The organism is Pseudomonas sp. RT6P73, assembly GCF_054897715.1.
Genome location: NZ_JBUBUV010000002.1, coordinates 1,268,468 through 1,289,513, shown reverse-complemented (window position 1 = coordinate 1,289,513; position 21,046 = coordinate 1,268,468). Strand labels below are relative to the sequence as shown.

24 protein-coding genes are annotated in these 21,046 nt (G+C 59.1%); 2 read left to right on the top strand and 22 right to left on the bottom strand.

Annotation, left to right across the window (positions count from 1 at the left end):
• Nucleotides 1-14: 14 nt before the first annotated feature.
• The 7 genes from ACYZT6_RS06350 to ACYZT6_RS06320 form a co-directional block, all read right to left on the bottom strand.
• Nucleotides 15-803, bottom strand: coding sequence for a protein phosphatase CheZ (locus ACYZT6_RS06350; RefSeq protein ID WP_461980260.1), 789 nt, complete (start codon nucleotides 801-803; stop codon nucleotides 15-17).
• A gap of 22 nt (nucleotides 804-825) precedes the next feature.
• Nucleotides 826-1,197 carry a chemotaxis response regulator CheY gene (locus ACYZT6_RS06345; protein ID WP_003183998.1) on the bottom strand — a complete coding sequence of 124 codons (372 nt, stop codon included), beginning with the start codon at nucleotides 1,195-1,197 and terminating at the stop codon, nucleotides 826-828.
• Between the two features lie 167 nt (nucleotides 1,198-1,364).
• Nucleotides 1,365-2,105 carry an RNA polymerase sigma factor FliA gene (gene fliA / locus ACYZT6_RS06340; protein WP_007894214.1) on the bottom strand — a complete coding sequence of 247 codons (741 nt, stop codon included), beginning with the start codon at nucleotides 2,103-2,105 and terminating at the stop codon, nucleotides 1,365-1,367.
• Nucleotides 2,102-2,932, bottom strand: coding sequence for a flagellar synthesis regulator FleN (fleN, locus tag ACYZT6_RS06335; protein WP_003222917.1), 831 nt, complete (start codon nucleotides 2,930-2,932; stop codon nucleotides 2,102-2,104). Before fleN ends, fliA begins: the two co-directional genes overlap by 4 nt.
• A gap of 116 nt (nucleotides 2,933-3,048) precedes the next feature.
• Nucleotides 3,049-4,383: a flagellar biosynthesis protein FlhF gene (gene flhF / locus ACYZT6_RS06330; protein WP_462026175.1), complete on the bottom strand. Its 1,335-nt coding sequence runs from the start codon at nucleotides 4,381-4,383 to the stop codon at nucleotides 3,049-3,051.
• An 11-nt stretch (nucleotides 4,384-4,394) separates the two neighbouring features.
• Nucleotides 4,395-6,524 carry a flagellar biosynthesis protein FlhA gene (gene flhA, locus ACYZT6_RS06325; RefSeq protein ID WP_462026174.1) on the bottom strand — a complete coding sequence of 710 codons (2,130 nt, stop codon included), beginning with the start codon at nucleotides 6,522-6,524 and terminating at the stop codon, nucleotides 4,395-4,397.
• 265 nt (nucleotides 6,525-6,789) lie between these two features.
• Nucleotides 6,790-7,473 carry a hypothetical protein gene (locus ACYZT6_RS06320; RefSeq protein WP_462026173.1) on the bottom strand — a complete coding sequence of 228 codons (684 nt, stop codon included), beginning with the start codon at nucleotides 7,471-7,473 and terminating at the stop codon, nucleotides 6,790-6,792.
• A gap of 308 nt (nucleotides 7,474-7,781) precedes the next feature.
• Between ACYZT6_RS06320 and ACYZT6_RS06315 the strand changes: the two genes are divergently transcribed.
• Nucleotides 7,782-8,234, top strand: a complete 453-nt coding sequence (locus ACYZT6_RS06315; RefSeq protein WP_462026172.1) for a hypothetical protein — start codon at nucleotides 7,782-7,784, stop codon at nucleotides 8,232-8,234.
• Between the two features lie 33 nt (nucleotides 8,235-8,267).
• Here the strand turns inward: ACYZT6_RS06315 and flhB are convergent, their stop codons facing one another.
• The 12 genes from flhB to ACYZT6_RS06255 form a co-directional block, all read right to left on the bottom strand.
• Nucleotides 8,268-9,407: a flagellar biosynthesis protein FlhB gene (gene flhB, locus ACYZT6_RS06310; protein WP_462026171.1), complete on the bottom strand. Its 1,140-nt coding sequence runs from the start codon at nucleotides 9,405-9,407 to the stop codon at nucleotides 8,268-8,270.
• A 3-nt stretch (nucleotides 9,408-9,410) separates the two neighbouring features.
• Nucleotides 9,411-10,196 carry a flagellar biosynthetic protein FliR gene (fliR, locus tag ACYZT6_RS06305; protein WP_462026170.1) on the bottom strand — a complete coding sequence of 262 codons (786 nt, stop codon included), beginning with the start codon at nucleotides 10,194-10,196 and terminating at the stop codon, nucleotides 9,411-9,413.
• A 3-nt stretch (nucleotides 10,197-10,199) separates the two neighbouring features.
• Entirely contained in the window at nucleotides 10,200-10,469 is a 270-nt protein-coding gene (gene fliQ / locus ACYZT6_RS06300) for a flagellar biosynthesis protein FliQ (RefSeq protein ID WP_219095676.1), read from the bottom strand.
• On the bottom strand, nucleotides 10,466-11,224 hold the full coding sequence (fliP, locus tag ACYZT6_RS06295) for a flagellar type III secretion system pore protein FliP (protein ID WP_462021813.1): 759 nt from the start codon (nucleotides 11,222-11,224) through the stop codon (nucleotides 10,466-10,468). Before fliP ends, fliQ begins: the two co-directional genes overlap by 4 nt.
• A complete protein-coding gene (gene fliO / locus ACYZT6_RS06290) occupies nucleotides 11,224-11,673 on the bottom strand; it encodes a flagellar biosynthetic protein FliO (RefSeq protein ID WP_462026169.1) in 450 nt (149 codons plus the stop codon). The genes fliP and fliO overlap by 1 nt, the downstream gene beginning before the upstream one ends.
• The gene (gene fliN, locus ACYZT6_RS06285; RefSeq protein ID WP_462026168.1) at nucleotides 11,674-12,132 is read right to left on the bottom strand and encodes a flagellar motor switch protein FliN; all 459 of its coding nucleotides are present in this window, start codon (nucleotides 12,130-12,132) and stop codon (nucleotides 11,674-11,676) included. It abuts the gene before it with no gap.
• Between the two features lie 65 nt (nucleotides 12,133-12,197).
• Nucleotides 12,198-13,166 carry a flagellar motor switch protein FliM gene (gene fliM, locus ACYZT6_RS06280; protein ID WP_438662292.1) on the bottom strand — a complete coding sequence of 323 codons (969 nt, stop codon included), beginning with the start codon at nucleotides 13,164-13,166 and terminating at the stop codon, nucleotides 12,198-12,200.
• A 9-nt stretch (nucleotides 13,167-13,175) separates the two neighbouring features.
• A complete protein-coding gene (gene fliL / locus ACYZT6_RS06275; protein WP_462026167.1) occupies nucleotides 13,176-13,673 on the bottom strand; it encodes a flagellar basal body-associated protein FliL in 498 nt (165 codons plus the stop codon).
• A gap of 210 nt (nucleotides 13,674-13,883) precedes the next feature.
• Entirely contained in the window at nucleotides 13,884-15,299 is a 1,416-nt protein-coding gene (locus ACYZT6_RS06270) for a flagellar hook-length control protein FliK (RefSeq protein WP_462026166.1), read from the bottom strand.
• Nucleotides 15,300-15,404: 105 nt separating this feature from the next.
• Complete coding sequence (locus tag ACYZT6_RS06265; RefSeq protein WP_462026165.1) at nucleotides 15,405-15,752, bottom strand: Hpt domain-containing protein; 348 nt, start codon at nucleotides 15,750-15,752, stop codon at nucleotides 15,405-15,407.
• Between the two features lie 30 nt (nucleotides 15,753-15,782).
• A complete protein-coding gene (locus ACYZT6_RS06260) occupies nucleotides 15,783-17,489 on the bottom strand; it encodes an ATP-binding SpoIIE family protein phosphatase (RefSeq protein ID WP_462029912.1) in 1,707 nt (568 codons plus the stop codon).
• Between the two features lie 5 nt (nucleotides 17,490-17,494).
• Nucleotides 17,495-17,800 (bottom strand): STAS domain-containing protein, encoded by a 306-nt coding sequence (locus ACYZT6_RS06255; protein WP_462026164.1) that lies wholly within the window; start codon nucleotides 17,798-17,800, stop codon nucleotides 17,495-17,497.
• A gap of 224 nt (nucleotides 17,801-18,024) precedes the next feature.
• Here ACYZT6_RS06255 and ACYZT6_RS06250 point away from each other — a divergent pair, with 224 nt between their 5' ends.
• A complete protein-coding gene (locus tag ACYZT6_RS06250) occupies nucleotides 18,025-18,375 on the top strand; it encodes a hypothetical protein (protein ID WP_462026163.1) in 351 nt (116 codons plus the stop codon).
• A 57-nt stretch (nucleotides 18,376-18,432) separates the two neighbouring features.
• On the opposite strand, the gene fliJ is transcribed toward ACYZT6_RS06250, so the two are convergent.
• From fliJ to fliH, 3 genes are read right to left on the bottom strand one after another with little or no spacing between them, the layout of a single operon-like run.
• Complete coding sequence (gene fliJ, locus ACYZT6_RS06245) at nucleotides 18,433-18,882, bottom strand: flagellar export protein FliJ (RefSeq protein ID WP_461957797.1); 450 nt, start codon at nucleotides 18,880-18,882, stop codon at nucleotides 18,433-18,435.
• A gap of 6 nt (nucleotides 18,883-18,888) precedes the next feature.
• On the bottom strand, nucleotides 18,889-20,247 hold the full coding sequence (gene fliI, locus ACYZT6_RS06240) for a flagellar protein export ATPase FliI (RefSeq protein WP_462026162.1): 1,359 nt from the start codon (nucleotides 20,245-20,247) through the stop codon (nucleotides 18,889-18,891).
• On the bottom strand, nucleotides 20,237-21,046 hold the full coding sequence (gene fliH, locus ACYZT6_RS06235; protein WP_462026161.1) for a flagellar assembly protein FliH: 810 nt from the start codon (nucleotides 21,044-21,046) through the stop codon (nucleotides 20,237-20,239). The genes fliI and fliH overlap by 11 nt, the downstream gene beginning before the upstream one ends.

Genomic DNA, 21,046 nt, shown 5'->3' with positions numbered 1-21,046 from the left:
AAAATGCTAAAACTCTAAAATCCTAGGCTGGATAACAAATCGTCCACATCGTCCTGACCGGACACAACGTCTTCTCTTTTATCGGCATGAATCTGCGGACCTTCACCCTGAGAGAGATGTTTTTGCGGATCTTTTTCAGCGAGCATCGCATCACGGTCATGTTCGATACCCGCAAAGCGGTCTACCTGACTGGCCATGAGCACGAGCTTGAGCAGGTTGCTTTCAACTTCGGTGACCAATTGGGTCACGCGTTTGATCACCTGACCGGTGAGGTCCTGGTAATCCTGGGCCAGCAAAATGTCGTTAAGGTTGCTCGACACCGTGCGATTGTCTTCGCTGCTGCGCGTCAGGAAACCGTCGACGCGCCGGGCCAGCTCACGGAACTCTTCAGCTCCGACTTCGCGACGCATGAACCGCCCCCAATCCGTGCTCAACGCCTGGGCTTCTTCGCTCAGGCTGTTGACCAGCGGCGTGGAATTCTCCACCAAGTCCATGGTGCGGTTGGCAGCGGCCTCGGTCAGCTTGACCACATACCCCAGGCGCTCGGTGGCGTCCGTGATCTGGGACACTTCCTCGGCTTGCGGCATGTTCGGGTCAATCTGGAAATTGACGATCGCGCTATGCAGCTCGCGAGTGAGCTTGCCCACTTCCTGATACAGGCCGCGGTCACGGGTCTGATTGAGCTCATGGATCAGTTGCACAGCGTCGCCGAACCTGCCTTTTTCAAGGCTTTCGACCAGTTCGACCGCGTGTTTTTTCAGGGTCGATTCAAAATCGCCCAGTGAAGATTCTTTATGCTCCATAGCTCCCCCGTGGCGCAGTGGATCAACCGATGCGTTCGAAAATCTTCTCGATTTTTTCTTTCAACGCCTGGGCCGTGAAGGGTTTGACCACATAGCCGTTAACACCGGCCTGGGCCGCTTCGATGATCTGCTCGCGCTTGGCTTCAGCGGTCACCATCAACACCGGCAGGTGTTTGAGCTTTTCATCGGCGCGCACGTGGCGCAGCAGATCGATACCGGTCATGCCAGGCATGTTCCAGTCCGTTACCAGAAAGTCGATGCTCCCGCTGTTGAGAACCGGAATGGCAGTAGTGCCATCGTCGGCCTCGACCGTGTTGGTGAACCCAAGGTCACGCAACAGGTTTTTTATGATCCGCCGCATCGTTGAGAAGTCATCAACGATGAGGATTTTCATGTTCTTGTCCAATTCGACCTCCAAGCAGTCTTAAACGCGCCCAGCACCTGGACGCGCCATTTCAATCAATCCGGCAATGCACTCGATGACTGTCTGGAGCACAACAGATCGCGACCGGTGCAGTTCAACACCACACCGGCCTCGTTCGCAGTGTCCCCACACTGCCTTCAGCGCGCTCGCCACTCCCCCAAACGCCCCCGCAAACGGGCCGCGCACTGGCTGTGTAACTGGCTGACCCGAGATTCGCTGACCCCCAGGACCTCACCGATTTCCTTGAGGTTCAGCTCTTCGTCGTAGTACAGCGCCAACACCAGTCGCTCACGCTCCGGCAAATTGGCAATCGCGTCCGCCAGCGCTGCCTGGAAGCGTTCATCTTCCAGATCGCGTGACGGCTCGAGATGAGCACTCGCGCCATCCTCGTGCAGCCCTTCGTGTTCGCCGTCCTGCAACAGATCGTCGAAACTGAATAACCGGCTGCCCAGGGTGTCGTTCAAAATCCCGTAATAATCGTCGAGACTCAATTGGAGTTCGGCCGCAACCTCATGATCTTTAGCGTCACGACCGGTTTTAGCTTCAATCGAGCGAATTGCGTCGCTGACCATACGGGTATTGCGGTGAACCGAACGTGGCGCCCAGTCCCCCTTGCGTACTTCATCGAGCATCGCGCCACGGATTCGAATGCCCGCGTACGTCTCGAAACTCGCGCCTTTGCTGGCGTCATATTTGGTCGATACTTCAAGCAGGCCGATCATCCCGGCCTGGATCAGGTCTTCAACCTGAACACTGGCTGGCAGACGGGCCAGCAAGTGGTAAGCAATGCGTTTGACCAGTGGCGCGTAACGCTCGATCAGCTCGTACTGCGCGTCACGTGCCGACTTCTTGTAGAGGTTGTAGCCACTGGCTGTCATAGGACGGGTCCTGCGGTCTGTTGCACGAGGCGCTCGACGAAAAACTCCAGGTGCCCACGCGGGTTGGCAGGCAGCGGCCAAGTGTCGACCTTCTGCGCGATCGCCTTGAACGCCAGGGCGCACTTGGAACGCGGGAACGCTTCGTAGACTGCACGCTGCTTCTGCACGGCCTTGCGCACGCTTTCGTCGTAAGGCACCGCACCGACGTATTGTAGGGCGACGTCGAGGAAGCGATCAGTGACCTTGGTCAACTTGGCGAACAGGTTGCGACCTTCCTGCGGGCTCTGGGCCATGTTCGCCAGGACGCGGAAGCGGTTCATGCCGTAGTCGCGGTTCAGCAGTTTGATCAGCGCGTAGGCATCCGTGATCGAGGTCGGCTCGTCGCACACCACCAGCAAGACTTCTTGCGCTGCGCGAACGAAACTGACTACCGAGTCACCAATACCCGCAGCGGTGTCGATCACCAATACGTCAAGGTTGTCGCCGATATCGCTGAACGCCTGGATCAGGCCGGCGTGTTGAGCCGGGCTCAGATGAACCATGCTCTGCGTGCCGGACGCGGCCGGGACGATGCGAATACCGCCGGGCCCCTGCAACAGAACGTCGCGCAGCTCACAGCGGCCTTCGATCACGTCGGCCAGGGTACGTTTGGGTGTCAGCCCCAACAGGACGTCGACGTTCGCCAGCCCCAGATCGGCGTCCAGCAGCATGACGCGCCGGCCGAGTTCAGCTAGAGCCAGGGACAAGTTCACTGACACGTTAGTCTTCCCGACGCCACCTTTGCCGCCGGTCACCGCGATCACCTGTACGGGATGCATGCTGCCCATGTTATTTCTTTACCTTGTCTTGCATAGACGGAGGCCACATTACTGGCTGCGCGTTCATGAACTGAACAATGCATGGCAGACCATCGATGTAGGTACAAAAACTGTTCATTAGTACCTCAGCCAACCTGCTTGGTCGGGCTGTGGTAAATATCAGCGAACATGTCAGCCATGGCTTCTTCGCTGGGTTCTTCTTGCATTTGCACGCTTACGGCGCGACTGACCAACTGATGACGACGCGGCAGATGCAAATCATCCGGAATCCGCGGGCCATCGGTCAGATAGGCCACCGGCAATTCATGACTGATCGCCAAGCTTAATACTTCGCCCAGGCTTGCCGTTTCATCCAGTTTAGTCAGGATGCAGCCAGCGAGCCCGCAGCGCTTGTAACTGTGATAAGCGGCAGTTAGAACCTGTTTCTGGCTGGTGGTTGCCAACACCAGATAATTTTTTGACTTGATGCCACGTCCGGCCAGGCTTTCGAGCTGCATGCGAAGTGCCGGATCGCTGGCCTGAAGGCCCGCGGTATCGATCAGCACCACGCGTTTGCGCAGCAAGGGATCCAGCGCCTGCACCAGCGATTGCCCCGGATCGACGTGAGTTACCGACACGTTGAGGATCCGGCCCAGGGTCTTCAATTGCTCCTGAGCACCGATACGGTAGCTGTCCATGCTCACCAGCGCGATGTTTTGCGCGCCATATTTAAGCACGTAGCGGGCCGCGAGCTTGGCCAGGGTGGTGGTCTTGCCCATGCCGGCAGGGCCGACCATAGCAATCACGCCGCCCTCTTCCAGTGGCTCGACTTCCGGTGTAACGATCATCCGCGCCAGGTGCGCCAGCAACATGCGCCAGGCCTGACGGGGTTCTTCAATGTCGGTAATCATCGCCAGCAAGTCGCGGGACAACGGGCCGGACAGGCCGATGCGTTGCAGGCGACGCCAGAGGTTGGCCTGGGCCGGGCGGCTGCCTTGCAGCTGATTCCAGGCCAGGGAGCCGAGTTGCACTTCCATCAGTTCGCGCAGGCTGTTGAGCTCGAAACGCATCGAGTCAAATGCCCTTGGGTCCACGCCGCCAGCGGCGGGTGCCGGGGCTGCAGCGGAGCGACGAGGTTCGGCATACGTCGGCTCGATCAACGGCTCGGCGGCGGTCAATGGCAGGCCGGCGAACAACTGGCGATTGGTGGTATTGTCGCCTTCGGTTTCGCCTTCGCCACGCAGGCTCAACTCGGCCTGGGCGGTGACGATCCGCGACTGGGTCTTGCGCAGCTCATCCTCGAGTTCCATGTTCGGAACACGCGGGGCCAGCGCTGACAATTTGTAATCCAGGGCAGCCGTCAGCTCGACACCACCGGCGATCCGGCGATTGCCGATAATGGCGGCATCAGCGCCCAGCTCATCACGAACCAGTTTCATGGCCTGACGCATATCGGCGGCGAAAAAACGCTTAACTTGCATAAACCACTACCTCAGCCGTTGGGCCCTACTGTCGCAACGATGGTCACTTGCTTGTTGTCAGGGATTTCCTGGTAAGCCAACACATGCAAACCCGGGACTGCCAGTCGGCCGAATCGCGAAAGCATCGCGCGAACCGGACCGGCCACCAGCAGTATCACCGGTTGACCTTGCATTTCCTGACGCTGCGCCGCATCGATCAACGAGCGTTGCAGTTTCTCAGCCATGCTTGGCTCCAGCAGCACGCCCTCTTCCGAGCCTTGTCCTGCCTTCTGAAGACTATTGAGCAATATCTGTTCCAACCTTGGCTCCAGAGTGATAACTGGTAGCTCGGAGTCAGTCCCTACAATGCTTTGGACGATTGCACGGGATACGCCGACGCGCACCGCGGCCACCAGAGCGGCAGTATCTTGACTCTTGGCGGCATTGTTGGCGATGGCCTCGGCGATGCTGCGAATGTCGCGCACTGGCACCTGTTCAGCCAACAAAGCCTGCAACACCTTGAGCAGTTGCGAAAGCGACACCACGCCCGGCACCAGCTCTTCGGCCAGTTTCGGCGAGCTTTTGGCCAGCAATTGCATGAGTTGCTGGACTTCTTCGTGACCGATCAGTTCGCTGGAGTGCTTGTACAGAATCTGGTTCAAGTGGGTCGCCACGACCGTACTGGCATCGACCACGGTGTAACCGAGGGATTGCGCCTGGGCACGCTGGCTGATTTCGATCCAGACCGCCTCCAGGCCAAAAGCCGGATCTTTGGCGGTTATGCCATTGAGCGTGCCGTAGACCTGCCCCGGGTTGATCGCCAGTTCGCGATCCGGATAAATCTCGGCTTCAGCCAGGATCACGCCCATCAACGTGAGGCGATAGGCACTCGGCGCCAGGTCGAGGTTGTCACGGATATGCACAGTCGGCATCAGGAAGCCCAGGTCCTGGGACAGCTTCTTGCGCACGCCCTTGATCCGCGCGAGCAACTGACCGCCCTGGTTGCGATCCACCAGCGGAATCAGGCGATAGCCGACTTCCAGGCCAATCATGTCGATCGGCGTCACGTCGTCCCAGCCCAGCTCCTTGGTTTCCATGGCGCGGGCCGGCGATGGCAGCAACTCTTGCTGACGCTTGACCTCTTGCAGGGCCTGAACCTTGACCACATTCTGCTTCTTCCAGAACAGGTACGCACCACCAGCGGCCACGGCCGCCATGCTGAGAAAGGAGAAGTGCGGCATGCCGGGCACCAGGCCCATCACTGCCATCAAACCCGCCGCCACGGCCAACGCTTTCGGCGAGGCGAACATCTGGCGATTGATCTGCTTGCCCATGTCTTCCGAACCGGAAGCACGGGTCACCATGATCGCCGCCGCTGTCGACAACAGCAGTGATGGCAATTGCGCCACCAAACCGTCACCGATAGTCAGAAGTGCATAAACCCGGCCGGCATCGCCGAAGGTCATGCCGTGCTGGAAGATACCGACCGCCATGCCGCCGATCAGGTTGATGAACAGAATCAGCAGACCGGCGATGGCGTCACCGCGCACGAATTTGCTGGCACCGTCCATGGAGCCGTAGAACTCGGCTTCCTGGGCGACTTCCGTCCGGCGCAGCTTGGCCTGGTTCTGGTCGATCAGGCCGGCGTTCAAATCGGCGTCGATCGCCATTTGTTTGCCGGGCATCGCATCGAGGGTGAAACGCGCGCTCACTTCGGAAATCCGCCCGGCACCCTTGGTCACTACGACGAAGTTGATGATCATCAAAATCGCGAAGACCACGATACCGACCACGTAGTTACCGCCGATCACCACCTCACCGAAGGCCTGGATCACCTTGCCGGCTGAGGCGTGACCGTCCTGACCGTGGAGCATCACCACCCGCGTGGAGGCCACGTTCAACGCCAGCCGCAGCAGCGTCGCCACCAATAGAATGGTCGGAAACACCGCGAAATCCAGCGGTCGCAAGGCATAGACGCAGACCAGCAACACCACGATCGACAAGGCAATGTTGAAGGTGAAGAACACGTCCAGCAGGAACGGTGGGATCGGCAACATCATCATTGCCAGCATGACCAGCAGCAACAACGGCACACCCAGGTTGCCCCGACTTAAGTCGGCAACGTTTGTGCGGGCACTGTTGAGTAACTGAGAGCGATCCACCGGTTTTCCCCGTTCCTTTAAAGCAAACTTTTGACGCCTGAAGCAGGCGCAGGGCGGCTACTGCAAGAAACCTTCCAACTTTTGCAGAGGTGGGAAATAGAGGGGTTTATGGCGCTTTTGGAAGCAACTGCCCGGGCCGTGTTCAACTCGATCCGCGCTAGGGCATAGCAGTCGTCAAAGCTTTGCGAGGACTGCGACCGAGCGCGACACCCGGTCGAACGCAGCCTCGCAAGCGGCTCCACGTGCAATGGACCTGATATAGGGATCAACCTGCGGTGTAAATTTGCTCTTTGTTAATTTCGCCAAACTCGAGCTTGCTGCCAATCATGTAACGCGTGCCTTTGAGCATTTTCAGCCCGTCTTGATCGACCCACTTCTCTTCGGCATATCCAAGCACCACCGCTGTGGCAGGCGCCACCACTGTTGCAGGCGGCACCGCTGTGACAGGGTCTACAAACTCGCCTTCCAAAAGATTCAGCGCCCATTCAAAAGGAATGACCGGCAAATCTTCTACAACGATCGGACGCTTGTCTTCCCAACGGAAATCCATTCGGGCAGTGATGTGAAGCTGATCATCGATGATTTCGAATTGGGGCTTGCCATATCGCCGCTCCAGCCCACCCGTGGACCATTGATTCATGTAGTAACCAGGATGCCTAAACACATTAAACAGATTTTCTTTGTTACCGATATCTCCGGCAGCATCGAAAAAATAATTGTAGGAATAGTGGTAAGCGAAACTGGTCAGTTCAGGCCGAATAGCATTGATCGGATTATTCAAATAGCCCGGAATGTATTGGTTGGCCATTTGCACGAAGTTCGTGAAATCCAGGCTCATTTTGAATGTAACGGTGTAACCGATCGCCCACTCGGCCGGTTTTTCTTCCAGCCTGCCCGAAACAAACTTCAACTCCATGCCATGAAGTTTTCGATATAGACGCTCTGTCATGATTGTTCCCTCTAGAACTGACGCAAACACCCATCCCTGGCGCTCCAATCGAATGATCAGAACCTCCACTGCAAGGACATTGATCGGGAGAATTCCCACGGGTATGACAGCGCGAGAGGACGCTGGCTGTCTACTGTCAGAACTAACAGGTGCGGAATACTTTCAGACAAACGGCAAACATGACTTCTAATGCCAATGCTGACCGTCGGTCGGGATTTAGTGCACACCTGTAAGATCTGACAGTAGACATCGCAGCTTTTGAATGTTTGATTAGATGCTCACTTAATCCAATCCCCGAGATGGAATTCATGAATATCAAATCCTCCGTCGAATATCTTGAAGACTTCAACGACATGGAAAATAAACTATATCAGGAGAACTCTGGATTCTCCCGATCAGCCATGGGGTTCTACTTACTCCCCAGGGCAGATGGTAAAGCAGCAATGGAAATTAGAAGTTTCTCTTCAGGCGATGAGAATCTTAATGGAAAGGTATTGCAGCTTTTCTTCGGGCGTCTTGAAATAACGTTCAACAGCAGCGCATCACACTTCAGTTTTTGGTTTATCAATGCTTTAAAAGGTTTTACCGTTTTTGCTTATGACACGAAAGGTAACTTAATTGAGAGAATTGAAAGCCCTGGGAACGATCACGACAACTCTTCTAAAGAATTTAAATTCGAACACACTGATATAAAGAAAATCGCAATAGTTGATCCGGATGGAGAGAATATGTTTATTGACCATATCCTATTGAAACGCTGAGTTATAACCTTGATGCGGGGCGATACCTATTACTCAGGAATCGCGCCGCAAATCAGGCGGGATCGGCAAGTCATCCTTGAGCGGATCCGGACGCTTGCCCTTGCCCGCTCGGTATTGGCGGATCTGGTAGACGTAGGCCAGTACCTGAGCGACCGCCAGATACAACCCACCGGGGATTTCCTGCTCCAGCTCCGTGGAGTAGTAGATCGAACGCGCCAGGGCCGGCGATTCGAGCAGCAGTACATTGTTGGCCACGGCGATCTCACGAATCTTCAAGGCGAGGAAGTCACTGCCCTTGGCCAGCAACACCGGCGCACTGCCCTTGTCGGGATCGTACTTGAGGGCGACGGCATAGTGAGTCGGGTTGGTAATGACCACGTCGGCTTCGGGGATGGCCGCCATCATCCGGCGCTGGGACATCTCGCGCTGCAACTGGCGAATGCGCTGTTTGACCTCCGGCTTCCCTTCCTGATCCTTGTGCTCGTCGCGCACTTCCTGCTTGGTCATCAGCAGTTTCTTATGGCTTTCCCACAGCTGCACCGGCACGTCGACGGCAGCGATGATGATCAGCCCGCACGCCATCCACAAGGTACTCCAGCCCACCACTTGCAGACTGTGAATGATCGCCATGTCCAACGGCTCGTGCGCGATGCGCATCAGGTCGTCGATGTCGGAAGACAACACCGCCAGCGCCACGAACAGCACGATGAAAAACTTCGCCAAGGCCTTGAGCAGTTCGACCAGCGCCTTGCCCGAGAACATCCGCTTCAGCCCCGCGCCAGGGTTCATGCGACTGAATTTCGGCGCCATCGAGCTCGCTGCAAACAGCCAGCCACCCAGAGAAATCGGGCCGATCAAAGCGGCCAGCAACAAGGTGATCATCACCGGTTGAACCGACAACAGGGCAATCAGCCCCGAGTGCATCAGGAAGGTGCCCATGTTGCGCTGATCCAGAATCACTTCCCGCGACAGCGTGAAGTTCATCCGCATCAGTTCCATCAGGTCTTGCGCCAAGGCACCGCCAAAAATCAGCAGCGCGCCAGCGCCGGCGAGCATGACCGCCAGGGTGTTGAGTTCCTTGGAGCGCGCGACCTCACCCTTGTCCCTGGAGTCCTTTTTACGTTTCTCCGTGGGGTCTTCTGTTTTGTCCTGACCGCTTTCGCTCTCAGCCATGACTCAGCGCGCCCGTGCCAGTTCGCGTAAAAACTGCAAGGCCTCGGAGGCCAGCGGTTGATACTGATTGATGATGTCCGCCAGACCGACCCAGACGATGAACAGCCCGAGCACCAGGGTCAGCGGAAAACCGATGGAAAAGATGTTCAGCTGCGGCGCGGCCCGGGTCATTACGCCGAAGGCAATGTTGACCACCAGCAGCGCCGTGACTGCCGGCAGTACCAGCAACAACGCAGCACCGAGAACCCAACCGAGCTTGCCGGCCAGCTCCCAATAATGATTGACCATCAAGCCACTGCCGACCGGCATGGTGGTAAAGCTTTCCGCGAGAACTTCCAAGACCACCAAATGGCCGTTCATGGACAGGAACAACAGCGTCACCAGCATGGTGAAGAACTGCCCGATCACCGCCACCGAGACACCGTTGGTAGGGTCGACCATCGACGCGAAACCCATGCCCATCTGAATGGAGACGATCTGCCCCGCCACCACGAACGCCTGGAAGAACAACTGCAAGGAAAAACCCAGCACCGCGCCGATGAGGATCTGCTCGGCAATCAGCAGCAGCGCACTCAAATCCAGCGCATTGATCGGCGGCATCGGCGGCAGCCCCGGCGCAATCACCAGGGTGATCGCCAGCGCGAAGTACAACCGCACGCGCTTGGGCACCAGGGTCGTGCCGAACACCGGCATGACCATCAGCAACGCACCGACGCGAAACAGCGGCAACATGAACGTCGCCACCCATGTACTGATCTGGGTATCGGTCAGCTGCAGCAGCGACGACATGGTTTAGCCGATAACCTGGGGAATGCTGCCGTACAGCTGCAGGATGTATTCCATGAACGTCTGCACCATCCACGGGCCGGCGACGATCAGCGTCACCAGCATGACCAGCAGGCGCGGCAGGAAGCTCAGGGTCTGTTCGTTGATCTGCGTGGCGGCCTGGAACATCGCCACCAGCAGGCCCACCAGCAGACTCGGTATCACCAGCACGGCGACCATCATGGTGGTCAGCCACAGCGCTTCGCGGAAGATGTCTACCGCTACTTCCGGCGTCATGGCGACACACCGCCGAAGCTGCTCGCCAGGGTGCCGATGATCAACGCCCAGCCATCCACCAGCACGAACAGCATGATCTTGAACGGCAGGGAAATGATCAGCGGCGAGAGCATCATCATACCCATGGCCATCAGCACACTGGCCACGACCAGGTCGATGATCAGGAACGGAATGAAGATCATAAAGCCGATCTGGAACGCGGTTTTAAGCTCCGAGGTCACGAAGGCCGGCACCAGAATGGTCAGCGGCGCCTGATCCGGTGAGGCAATGTCGGTACGCTTGGACAGGCGCATGAACAGCTCAAGATCGCTGCTGCGCGTCTGCGCCAGCATGAAGTCCTTGATCGGCACCTGGGCCTTGGCCACGGCATCCTGAGCGGTGAGTTTCTCCGCCAGATACGGTTGCAAGGCGTCCTGATTCACCCGGTCGAACACCGGCGCCATGATGAACAGGGTCAGGAACAGCGCCATGCCGGTAAGGATCTGGTTCGACGGCGTCTGCTGCAGACCCAGGGCCTGGCGCAGGATCGAGAAGACAATGATGATCCGGGTGAAACTGGTCATCAGCATGACGAACGCCGGGATGAAACTCAGCGCGGTCATGATCAGCAGGATTTGCAGGCTGACCGAGTATTCCTGAGCGCCGGCGGCGTTGGTGCCCAGGGTGATCGCCGGGATCGATAACGGATCGGCGGCGAACGCCAGCGGCGCGGCCAGCATCAGGGCCAGCGTCAAGACGATGCGTAACGCACCCATTACTTCTTATCCTTCTGATCCTTGCCGAGTATCTTCAACAGATGCTGGGCGAACTCCGGAGTCGCTTTCTCAGTGGTGGTCGGCACTTCAATCGGCTCTTTAAGCACATGCAGCGCGGTGATGGTGCCGGGGCTCAGGCCAAGCAGAATCTGCTCGTTGCCGACTTGCACCAGCATCAAACGGTCACGCGGGCCCAGTGCGCGGGAACCGATCAGCTCGATCACCTGGCCTTTGCCAGCCGGCCCGGCCTGCTGGACCCGGCGCAACAACCAGGCGAGGAAGAAGATCAACCCCAGCACCAGCAGCAAGCCGAACACCAACTGCGTCAATTGCCCGGCCACACCGCTACTGGCCGCTGGCGCCGCAGCGGCCGTTGCAGCCGTGGCCACAGGTTCGGCTGCCAGAACACTGAACGGCAACGCAAGCAGAAGCCCTAGAACCTTTTTCACTTAGCGCAGCTTCTTGATACGTTCGCTTGGGCTGATCACGTCAGTCAGGCGGATGCCGAACTTCTCGTTGACCACGACCACTTCGCCGTGGGCGATCAGGGTACCGTTGACCAGCACGTCCAGCGGCTCACCAGCCAGGCGATCCAGCTCGATCACCGAACCCTGGTTGAGTTGCAGCAGGTTGCGGATGTTGATGTCGGTGCTGCCCACTTCCATGGAAATCGACACCGGGATGTCGAGGATCACGTCGAGGTTCGGACCGTCCAGGGTGACCGGATCGTTGTTCTTCGGCACGCTGCCGAACTCTTCCATCGCCAGACGGTTGGACGGCGAGCTGGCGGCGTCGGCAGCCAGCAAGGCGTCGATGTCGTCCTGGCCGGCATCACCGGTTTCTTCCAGGGCGGCGGCCCATTCGTCAGCCAGTGCCTGGTCGTCCTGGGCGTTCATATCGTCGTTCATCATGTGTCCTCGGCGGGCAACTGCTCAATCAAGAGCAGCCAATTAATAGGGGGTTGGAGCGCCGGTCAGCGGCGCTCGATCGGCTCGATCACCTGCAACGCGAGGTTGCCTTTGTGCGAGCCCATCTTGACCTTGAAGGCCGGCACGCCGTTGGCGCGCATGATCATTTCTTCCGGCATCTCGACCGGGATCACATCCCCCGGCTGCATGTGCAGGATGTCGCGCAAGCGCAACTGGCGACGGGCAACCGTGGCACCAATCGGCACGTCGACGTCCAGCACGTCCTGGCGCAGGGCGTTGACCCAACGCTCGTCCTGATCGTCCAGGTCCGACTGGAAGCCGGCGTCGAGCATTTCGCGCACCGGCTCGATCATCGAGTACGGCATGGTCACGTGCAGGTCGCCGCCACCGCCATCGAGTTCGATGTGGAAAGTCGAGACCACCACCGCTTCGCTCGGGCCGACGATGTTGGCCATGGCCGGGTTCACTTCCGAGTTGATGTACTCGAAGTTCACTTCCATGATCGCCTGCCAGGCTTCCTTCAAATCGACGAAGGCCTGCTCCAGCACCATGCGCACGACGCGCAGCTCAGTGGGGGTGAATTCACGCCCTTCGATCTTGGCGTGACGGCCGTCGCCGCCGAAGAAGTTGTCCACCAGCTTGAACACCAGTTTGGCGTCGAGGATGAACAGCGCGGTGCCACGCAATGGCTTGATCTTGACCAGGTTGAGGCTGGTCGGCACGTACAGCGAGTGCACGTATTCGCCGAACTTCATCACCTGCACACCACCGACGGCAACGTCCGCCGAGCGGCGCAGCATGTTGAACATGCTGATGCGGGTGTAGCGGGCGAAACGCTCGTTGATCATCTCCAGGGTCGGCATGCGTCCGCGGACGATGCGATCCTGGCTGGTCAGGTCGTAGCTTTTGACGCTGCCGGGTTCAGCAACGTTATCGGTCTGTACCAGACCATCGTCGACGCCATGCAACAGCGCATCGATCTCATCCTGGGACAGCAGGTCCTGCACGGCCATGTCGTGTTCCTACTGCAGTACGAAATTAGTAAAAAGCAGCTGTTCGATAACCACTTTGCCGAGTTCTTTCTGCGCCACTTCCTGGACGCTGGCCGTGGCCTTCTGACGCAACATCTCCTGGCCGACCGGGGTCGCCAGCGCGGCAAAATCCTGGCCGGAGAACAGCATGACCAGGTTATTGCGGATGACCGGCATGTGCACTTTGAGCGCTTCCAGATCAGCCTGATTACGGCCTTGCATGGTGATGCTCACCTGCATGTAGCGCTGGCGGCCACTCACGTTGTAGTTGGCCACGAACGCCGGGGCCATAGCCTCGAAAATCGCTGGTTGCTTGCCGACCACTGCGGTTTCAGCGGCGGCGGGCTTGCTCTGGGCGCTGTGCATGAAGAACCAGGTCGCCCCCACGGACATGCCGATCGCCAGCAGCAGGGCCACCACGATCACAATGATCAGCTTGATCTTGCCTTTGGTTGCGGGGTCTTTTACTACTGCGTCGCTCTTCGCCATGCCAATAATCCGTCACTATTCGGGTTTTCACAGTCGCACGGCAAGGCAAGAGCAAGTGTTATGCCAGAAGTGTCTGGGAGGCTTTAGTCGGAGCGCTACAAACCCCTGTGGGAGCGAGCCTGCTCGCGATGAGGTCATAACATTCAACATCTGCGTTGACTGTTACTCCGCTATCGCGAGCAGGCTCGCTCCCACAGGGGGGGTGTTCGATCAGGCGTAGTAGTCGACGGCGCTGGAGCCGATCACGCTGGTAGCGGTTACCGCTACCTCAGCCACGCTTGGCGCGACCTCTTCATCCATGGCATCAAGACGACCACCATTGGCGCTGGTCCGACCGCCCTGCCCCTGTTGAGCCTGATCCTGCCCCTGACCTTGCCAGCCACGAGACTGGTCGGACACGTTGACGTCGACCTGCCCCATGCCCTGCTGGGTGAACATGTCACGCAGTCGATGCATCTGGCTATCCAGCGCTTCGCGAACGCTTGGATGGGCGCTCATGAAAGTGACTTGGGTCTGCTGGTCCGGAACCATGTTCACGCGGATATCGAGACGCCCCAGCTCAGCCGGTTGCAACTGGATGTCGGCCGCCTTGAGGTTGACGCTGGAGAGGTACATGACGCGGTTGACTACTTCCTCGGTCCAGCCACTCTGATGCATGGCGATCGGCTGGTTCACCGGCAAGGCGTTGGCGGTTTTCGGGGTGGCCGCCTGGGTCAGTGCCGCCAGACGGTTGGCGAAGTCATCGACACGGGTATCGCTGCTGGCGGAGGTCAAATCCTTGAGACCGCTGTCGATCAGACCGCTGAAGGCTTTCTCGCCGCCCTGGCTGGTGCTGTCCTTGTCGGCTTGCACATCGAGCATGCTCGCCATGCCGGCGGCAAAGTTCTGCGCCGTCGTCAGCTCACCGTCAGCCTGGGTTTGGGCTGGCGTGGCTTTTGGCTGGGACTGGCTGCTGGCTGATACGTGACCGCTTTGCTCCATGGCCATGCGCACGGCGGGCAGCGCGTCGAGCGGATCCGCTTCGGGATCGAAATCGCTATCGGTGACGGGCGCTGCTTGCGCGGTCGCGGCAACGACCGCGGCGGCGGCAACCGGCGCTTCAACCTGTGGCGCTGCGCTCGTGAAAACGGGCGCAGTGGTTTGCGCGACCGGCACGGCCACCAACGGCTGCACCGCCTGCATCAACGCAGGATCAAGGGCCGGGTCAAGGGCCGGGTCAAGGGCCGGGTCAAGGGCCGGATCGAGGCCCGGAGCAACAGGCGACGTATCGACCACCGGCGTTTCGCTGGCCTCGGGCTGGTCGTCGCTGGCAGTGGCGTCGTCGGTCGGCGCCGGTTTATCGGCGGGCAAGGATTTGCCGCTATCGGCAACCGCAGGTTCTGCGGCGGCAGACTTATCACTGCTGACATCCGGTTTGCCGGCGCCTTGCGCAGCACTGTCGGCCGCAGGCTTGGTCGATTTATCAGCGACCACAGAAGGCTTGTTCTGGGCTTGATCGGCGTAAACATCAGCGAAGCTGGGCGCCTTGTCCCCTGGCTCAGCGGCCGGCGCCGGGGTATTGGCGGAGGCGGCTTGAGTCTTGACCGTCGCGACGGCCTGAAGAAGCGAATTGGGGGTAACGGGCATAAAACGGTCTCCGCTGCACTGGGATCGTAGGTACAGTTGAGTGAGAAGACTGCAAAGGTCGAGCCAGGTTGGCTCGACAGGTGCCAAAAGCGCCGGACGGTCGCTTTATTCAGTCAAAGAGCGCTGTCGTTCCGCTTCATACAGCGGTCGGACAATGGCGAATTCACCGTCGATTTCGCCGACCAGTTTTTCAATGCCTGCGAGGCTTTTTTCCTTAGCGCGCTGCTCAAGCTCATGACACAGCTCGGCCAGGCGAATGGCGCCCATATTGCTGCTGCTGCCCTTGAAGCTATGGGCGGCATTCATGAGTTGCGCGGCATTTTCGGCTTGGCGCAAGACGCGCAAGCGGTCTTCGGAGTCGGCGATGAAGGTCTCCAGCAACGTCGGATACTCATCCTCCATGACTTCCTGCAACGCGCTCAGCACGTCGCGGTCCAGATGTGTGTCAGCCACTTGCTCACTCCTTGATCAAGAATGGGTGAATTATGCCAGAGCCTCCCAGAAAAACTCCACGCATGCGCTTCGACCATCGTCGGACCAGCTCGCGCTACGGCTCAATTGACGGATCAGACTGACGCCGCGCCCCGACAGACGGCCGCCATCGACAGGACGCTCCATCACCCGCGCCACATCAAAGCCCTTGCCGCTGTCCTCCACGCGCACAATCAGGCTCCCGCCCTTGCCAGTCGGCACGACCTGCAAATGCACCCGCACATAGCCGTCGTGCAACGCCTCCAGCCGCTCATTGCGCGCTTGATAATAGCGTGCGAACCCCGAAGCATCACGTTTGAGGCTTGAATCCAGACCGAGCACGCCGTGCTCCAGGGCATTGGAATAAAGCTCTGCCAACACGCTGTAGAGCGCGCCACTCTGAGCCCGCAGGCCGTGGACCTCAAGCAGCAATTGCAAAAGATACGGCAGTGGATTGAAGCGTTTGAGGGTCGCGGCGCGAAACTCGAAACTCACCGACCAGTCCAGCGGACAGGACTGGCCGCTGTCGGAATACACCGGCGCCGGCGGGGTCAGTTGCGCAGCCTCCAGCAGACTGACCTCGACCATGCTCACGTCATCGCGCGCCTCGCCACGAAAATCCCGCAGCGCCTGCTCGATCTCCTCGAACAGCGTGTCCGGCTGGCGATTGGCCGCAAACACCCGCTGCAACCGCTCCACCCCAAACAACTGCTCGTTGGCATCGCAGGTATCGATGACCCCGTCGGACAGCAGGAACACCCGATCGCCGACGGCCATCGGAAACACTTCGGTGCGGTCATTGAAGGTTTGCGGGCTCAGCACCCCCAGCGGCAAGTGCCGCGCCGGCAGCGGCGTCCGTTTACCGCAGGCGATGCTGTGCAAGTACCCGTCCGGCATCCCCCCGTTCCAGACTTCCACCGAGCGTCGCTGAAAGCTCAGGCACAGCAAGGTGGCGCAGCAGAACATGTCCACCGGCAGGATGCGTTTCAGTTTGGCGTTCATCTCGCGCAGGGTTTCGGCCAGGCCGTAACCCTTGGCGGTCATGCCATAGAAGACTTCCGCCAGGGGCATGGCGCCTACGGCGGCCGGCAAACCGTGACCGGTGAAATCACCCAGCATCACGTGCATGTCGCCGGCCGGGGTGAACGCCGCGAGCAGCAGGTCGCCGTTGAACAGCGCATAAGGGGATTGCAGGTAGCGGATGTTCGGCGCACTCAGGCAGCCAGAGTGCGCCACCTTGTCGAACACAGCCTTGGCCACCCGCTGCTCGTTGAGCAAGTAATCATGATGCCTGGCGATCAAGTCACGTTGCTGCAACACCGTGGCCTGCAACCGACGCAAGCGGTCCATGGCCTTGATCTTGGCGGCGAGGATCACCTGGTTGTAGGGCTTTGCCAGAAAATCGTCGCCACCGGCCTCCAGACAACGGGCCAGGGCTTCGCTTTCGGTCAGCGAGGTCAGGAAGATGATCGGCACCAGGGTTTCCCCCGCCAACGCCTTGATCTGGCGTGCCGCTTCGAAACCGTCCATCACCGGCATCATCGCGTCCATCAGCACCAGGTGCGGCCGTTGCTCGCGAAACGCTTCGACCGCTTCGGCACCGTTGGCGGCCGTCAGCACTTCATGGCCCTGGCGCCGGACGATCGTCGACAACAGCATGCGATCGGCCGCGCTGTCTTCGGCGATGAGAATCGTCAGCGATTCAAGCGACGGCTGCATGGCGGTCATGCAACGTCGAAGATTTGTTCGAAATTGGAGATGGCGAGAATCTTGCGCACATCGGCGTTGGCGTTGGTCAACGTGATTTCAGCATTCTCGCCGCCGGCGTGATCACGCAACAGCAAGAGCATGCCGAGTGCGGAACTGTCGAGGTAGGTAGCCTCTTTGAGGTTCACTTCGTAGGATTCGGGTTTTTTCTCGAGGTTTTCGTAAGAATTACGAAATTCTTGATGCTTGCCGAAATCGAATCTTCCCTTGATCGAAATCGTCAGCTTTTGCCCATCCTGGGAGATTTCTGTAACGACTGACATTTTTAGCGGCTTCCTTGTCATGGGGGAACGTACGTGTACAAGGTTTAGCACTTGGTGAGGATGGCAGCAACCGGGAAGTGCTCTCCAACAGGGTCAGAAACCGAGGTTTGATACCTGCCGCTCGTCGCTACTGTCAGATCTGACAGTAGGCAAAGATGATACCGGCCGCCTCTAATCGGACCCGCATTAACGATTAATCACTTTCGCAAGCGAGGCTGCCGGTTATGTCAAACGAAACGATGAACTTCAGAATTCCTTTTCTAAAAAATACTCAATCCCCCAACCATGTAACGAAAGCTGAATTCGACAGCGGCAAAGTAGCAGTCATGGCGAAGTTTAAAGTCGAGCCAAACGATAAAGTGACTTTCCACATCAGCGGAGCGAACGGTGCCGAATACTCGAGGGACGCGTATGCGTCGCCTGGTGGCGTTTCGAGCGGTGAGGTCGGCGTCAAACTTGACGACGCTCATGACCACCAACTGATCGGAACAAATGCTGCCCTGTATTACACCGTCCGCAGAAACGGTATCGAGCAAGGTCAGTCTGCTGAATTCCGATTCAGCGTAGAAGCCTAGTAACGCGCTAACAGTGCTTGTCCATTGCAAGAAAACGCGCCCGACAAGGCATGATCCTCAATACGGATCATGCCGCGGCAACCGCTGGGACAACTCGTCCAGCAGCTTCTGCTCGCGCTTGTCTTCCAGCTGCCGCGCCTCGTCCATGTAGCGCTGTACAAGTTTTCGCAGGCCTTCGACCCGGGCAAACGCCTGCTGCCAGGAATCGCGCGCCTTGTTCAGGTTGTTCTGGTGCCAGTTCAGGCTTTGGCGCTGCTGATCGATGGCGGTGCCCAGTTGCGCAAGAAAGCCCTGATAGCCGAGCAACCACTGGCCGGAAACGCCCGTGCTGCCGCGCACGATCCATTGTTCCTGGTATTCGAGGCGGAAGTTTTCGAGGTCGGCGAGCTTGCTTTCCGCCACACGAACCTGGCCCTGGAAGTGACCGAGGCGCATGACCGCGGTTTTTTCGGCCTTTTCGGCCATTTCCACCACGGGTGCCAGGCGTGCCGCACGGCTCAGGGCCATGGCCGGTTAGCCGCCCGCTGCCGGGGCGAAGATCGAGGCGAGGTGGTTTTCGCTGGCGCCCATGCCGATGTTGTCGTTCAAGCCCTGGCGCAGATAAGTGGTCATGGCCGGCTGCAGGGAAATCGCGACGTCGGTTTCCCGATCACCGCCCGGCACGTAGGCGCCGACGCTGATCAAGTCGCGGCTCTGCTGATAGCGCGACCAATATTGCTTGAACATTTGCGCGCGCGCCATGTGCTCGGGGCTGACCACCGACGGCATGACCCGGCTGATGGAGGCTTCGATATCGATGGCCGGGTAATGACCTTCTTCCGCCAGCCGTCGGGACAGCACGATGTGCCCGTCGAGCACGCCTCGGGCCGAGTCGGCAATCGGGTCCTGCTGGTCATCACCTTCGGACAATACGGTGTAGAACGCGGTGATCGAGCCACCGCCCTTCTCGGCGTTACCGGCCCGCTCCACCAGTTTCGGCAACTTGGCGAATACCGAAGGCGGATAGCCTTTGGTCGCAGGTGGTTCGCCGATGGCCAAGGCGATTTCCCGCTGGGCCTGGGCGAAACGGGTCAGCGAATCCATGAGCAACAGGACGTTCTTGCCCTTGTCGCGAAAATACTCGGCGATGCGCGTGCAGTACATGGCGGCACGCAGACGCATCAGCGGCGCATCGTCCGCAGGCGAGGCGACGACGACCGAACGCTTGAGCCCTTCTTCACCGAGGATGTGCTCGATGAATTCTTTAACCTCACGACCCCGCTCACCGATCAGCCCGACGACGATAATGTCGGCCTCGGTAAAGCGGGTCATCATGCCCAGCAGCACGGATTTACCGACGCCGGTACCGGCGAACAGCCCGAGCCGCTGACCGCGACCCACCGTCAACAAACCGTTGATGGTACGAATACCCACGTCCAGCGGCTCGCTGATCGGTTCGCGCTTGAGCGGGTTGATGGTCGGGCCGTCCATCGGCACCCAGTCTTCGGCCTTCATGCCGCCCTTGCCGTCCAGCGCACGACCGGCGCCGTCAAGCACCCGTCCGAGCATGCTCATGCCCATCGGCAAGCGGCCGGTGTCCGCCATAGGAACCACGCGGGCACCGGGCGCAATGCCGGCGACGCTGCCCACGGGCATCAGGAATACCTTGCTGCCGGAGAAGCCCATGACTTCGGCTTCGACCTGCACCGGGTGATAACTGTCGTCGTTGATGACCATGCAGCGGCTGCCCATGGCGGCGCGCAAACCTTCGGCTTCGAGGGTCAGGCCGACCATGCGCAGCAGACGGCCTTCGAGGATCGGTGCGCCGGCAAGCTCCGTGGCCTCGGCGTAACTGCCGAGGCGCTTGGCGAAGCTGGTGCGATCAAGGCGCATCGGGTTCGTCCAGTGTCGGCTCGACCGCAGCGACCGCAGGCTTTTCGTCGACCGGCAGTTCCAGGCTCAGATCCGGCGCAGCCGGGTGCAAGGCCTGGTCATGCAACTGATCGAACAGCTTGGCCATGACCTGGGCAACGCGGGTTTCAACGGTGGCGTCGATGCGACTGTGTTCGGTCTCGACCCGGCAACCGCCGGGTAGCAGTGACTCGTCCTCGACGATGCGCCAGGTTTCTTCATGGCGCTCGCGCAGGGCTTTGACCTGTTCGAAATCTTGCGGGTTGATGTACAGCCGCACATTGCCCACGCCCAACGGCAAGAGCTTGAGGGCTTCACGCATGACGTGTTCGATTTGCGTCGAGTCGATGGCCAGTTCGCGCTGAATCACCTGTTTGGTGATGTGCTGCACGAGGTCGACCAGGGACTTTTCGATCTGCGTGTCTTGCTCGGCAATAGGCTCGAACAGGTTGGCCATCAGCTGTTCAAGGCCGGCGATCTTCGGCGCCAGCGCCGCGTCGGCTTCCTGGCGAACCTTGAGCGTGGTGCTGTGGAAACCCTCTTTCTCGCCCACGGCGAAACCTTCGTTGTAGGCTTCCTGGCGAATCGCTTCGAGTTCTTCGAGGGTCAGTGGCTGGACTTCATCCAGCGGCACCTCTTCCATTTCCGGTGGTTCGGGCTCGGGTTCCGGCTCGGGTTCCGGCACAAAAGGATCGAAGCTGGGCAACGCCCAGACGTCGAAACCGGCGACGTCCTTGCCTCGGATCAGGTCGGTCTGGGACTCATCATGTTTGGACGACAT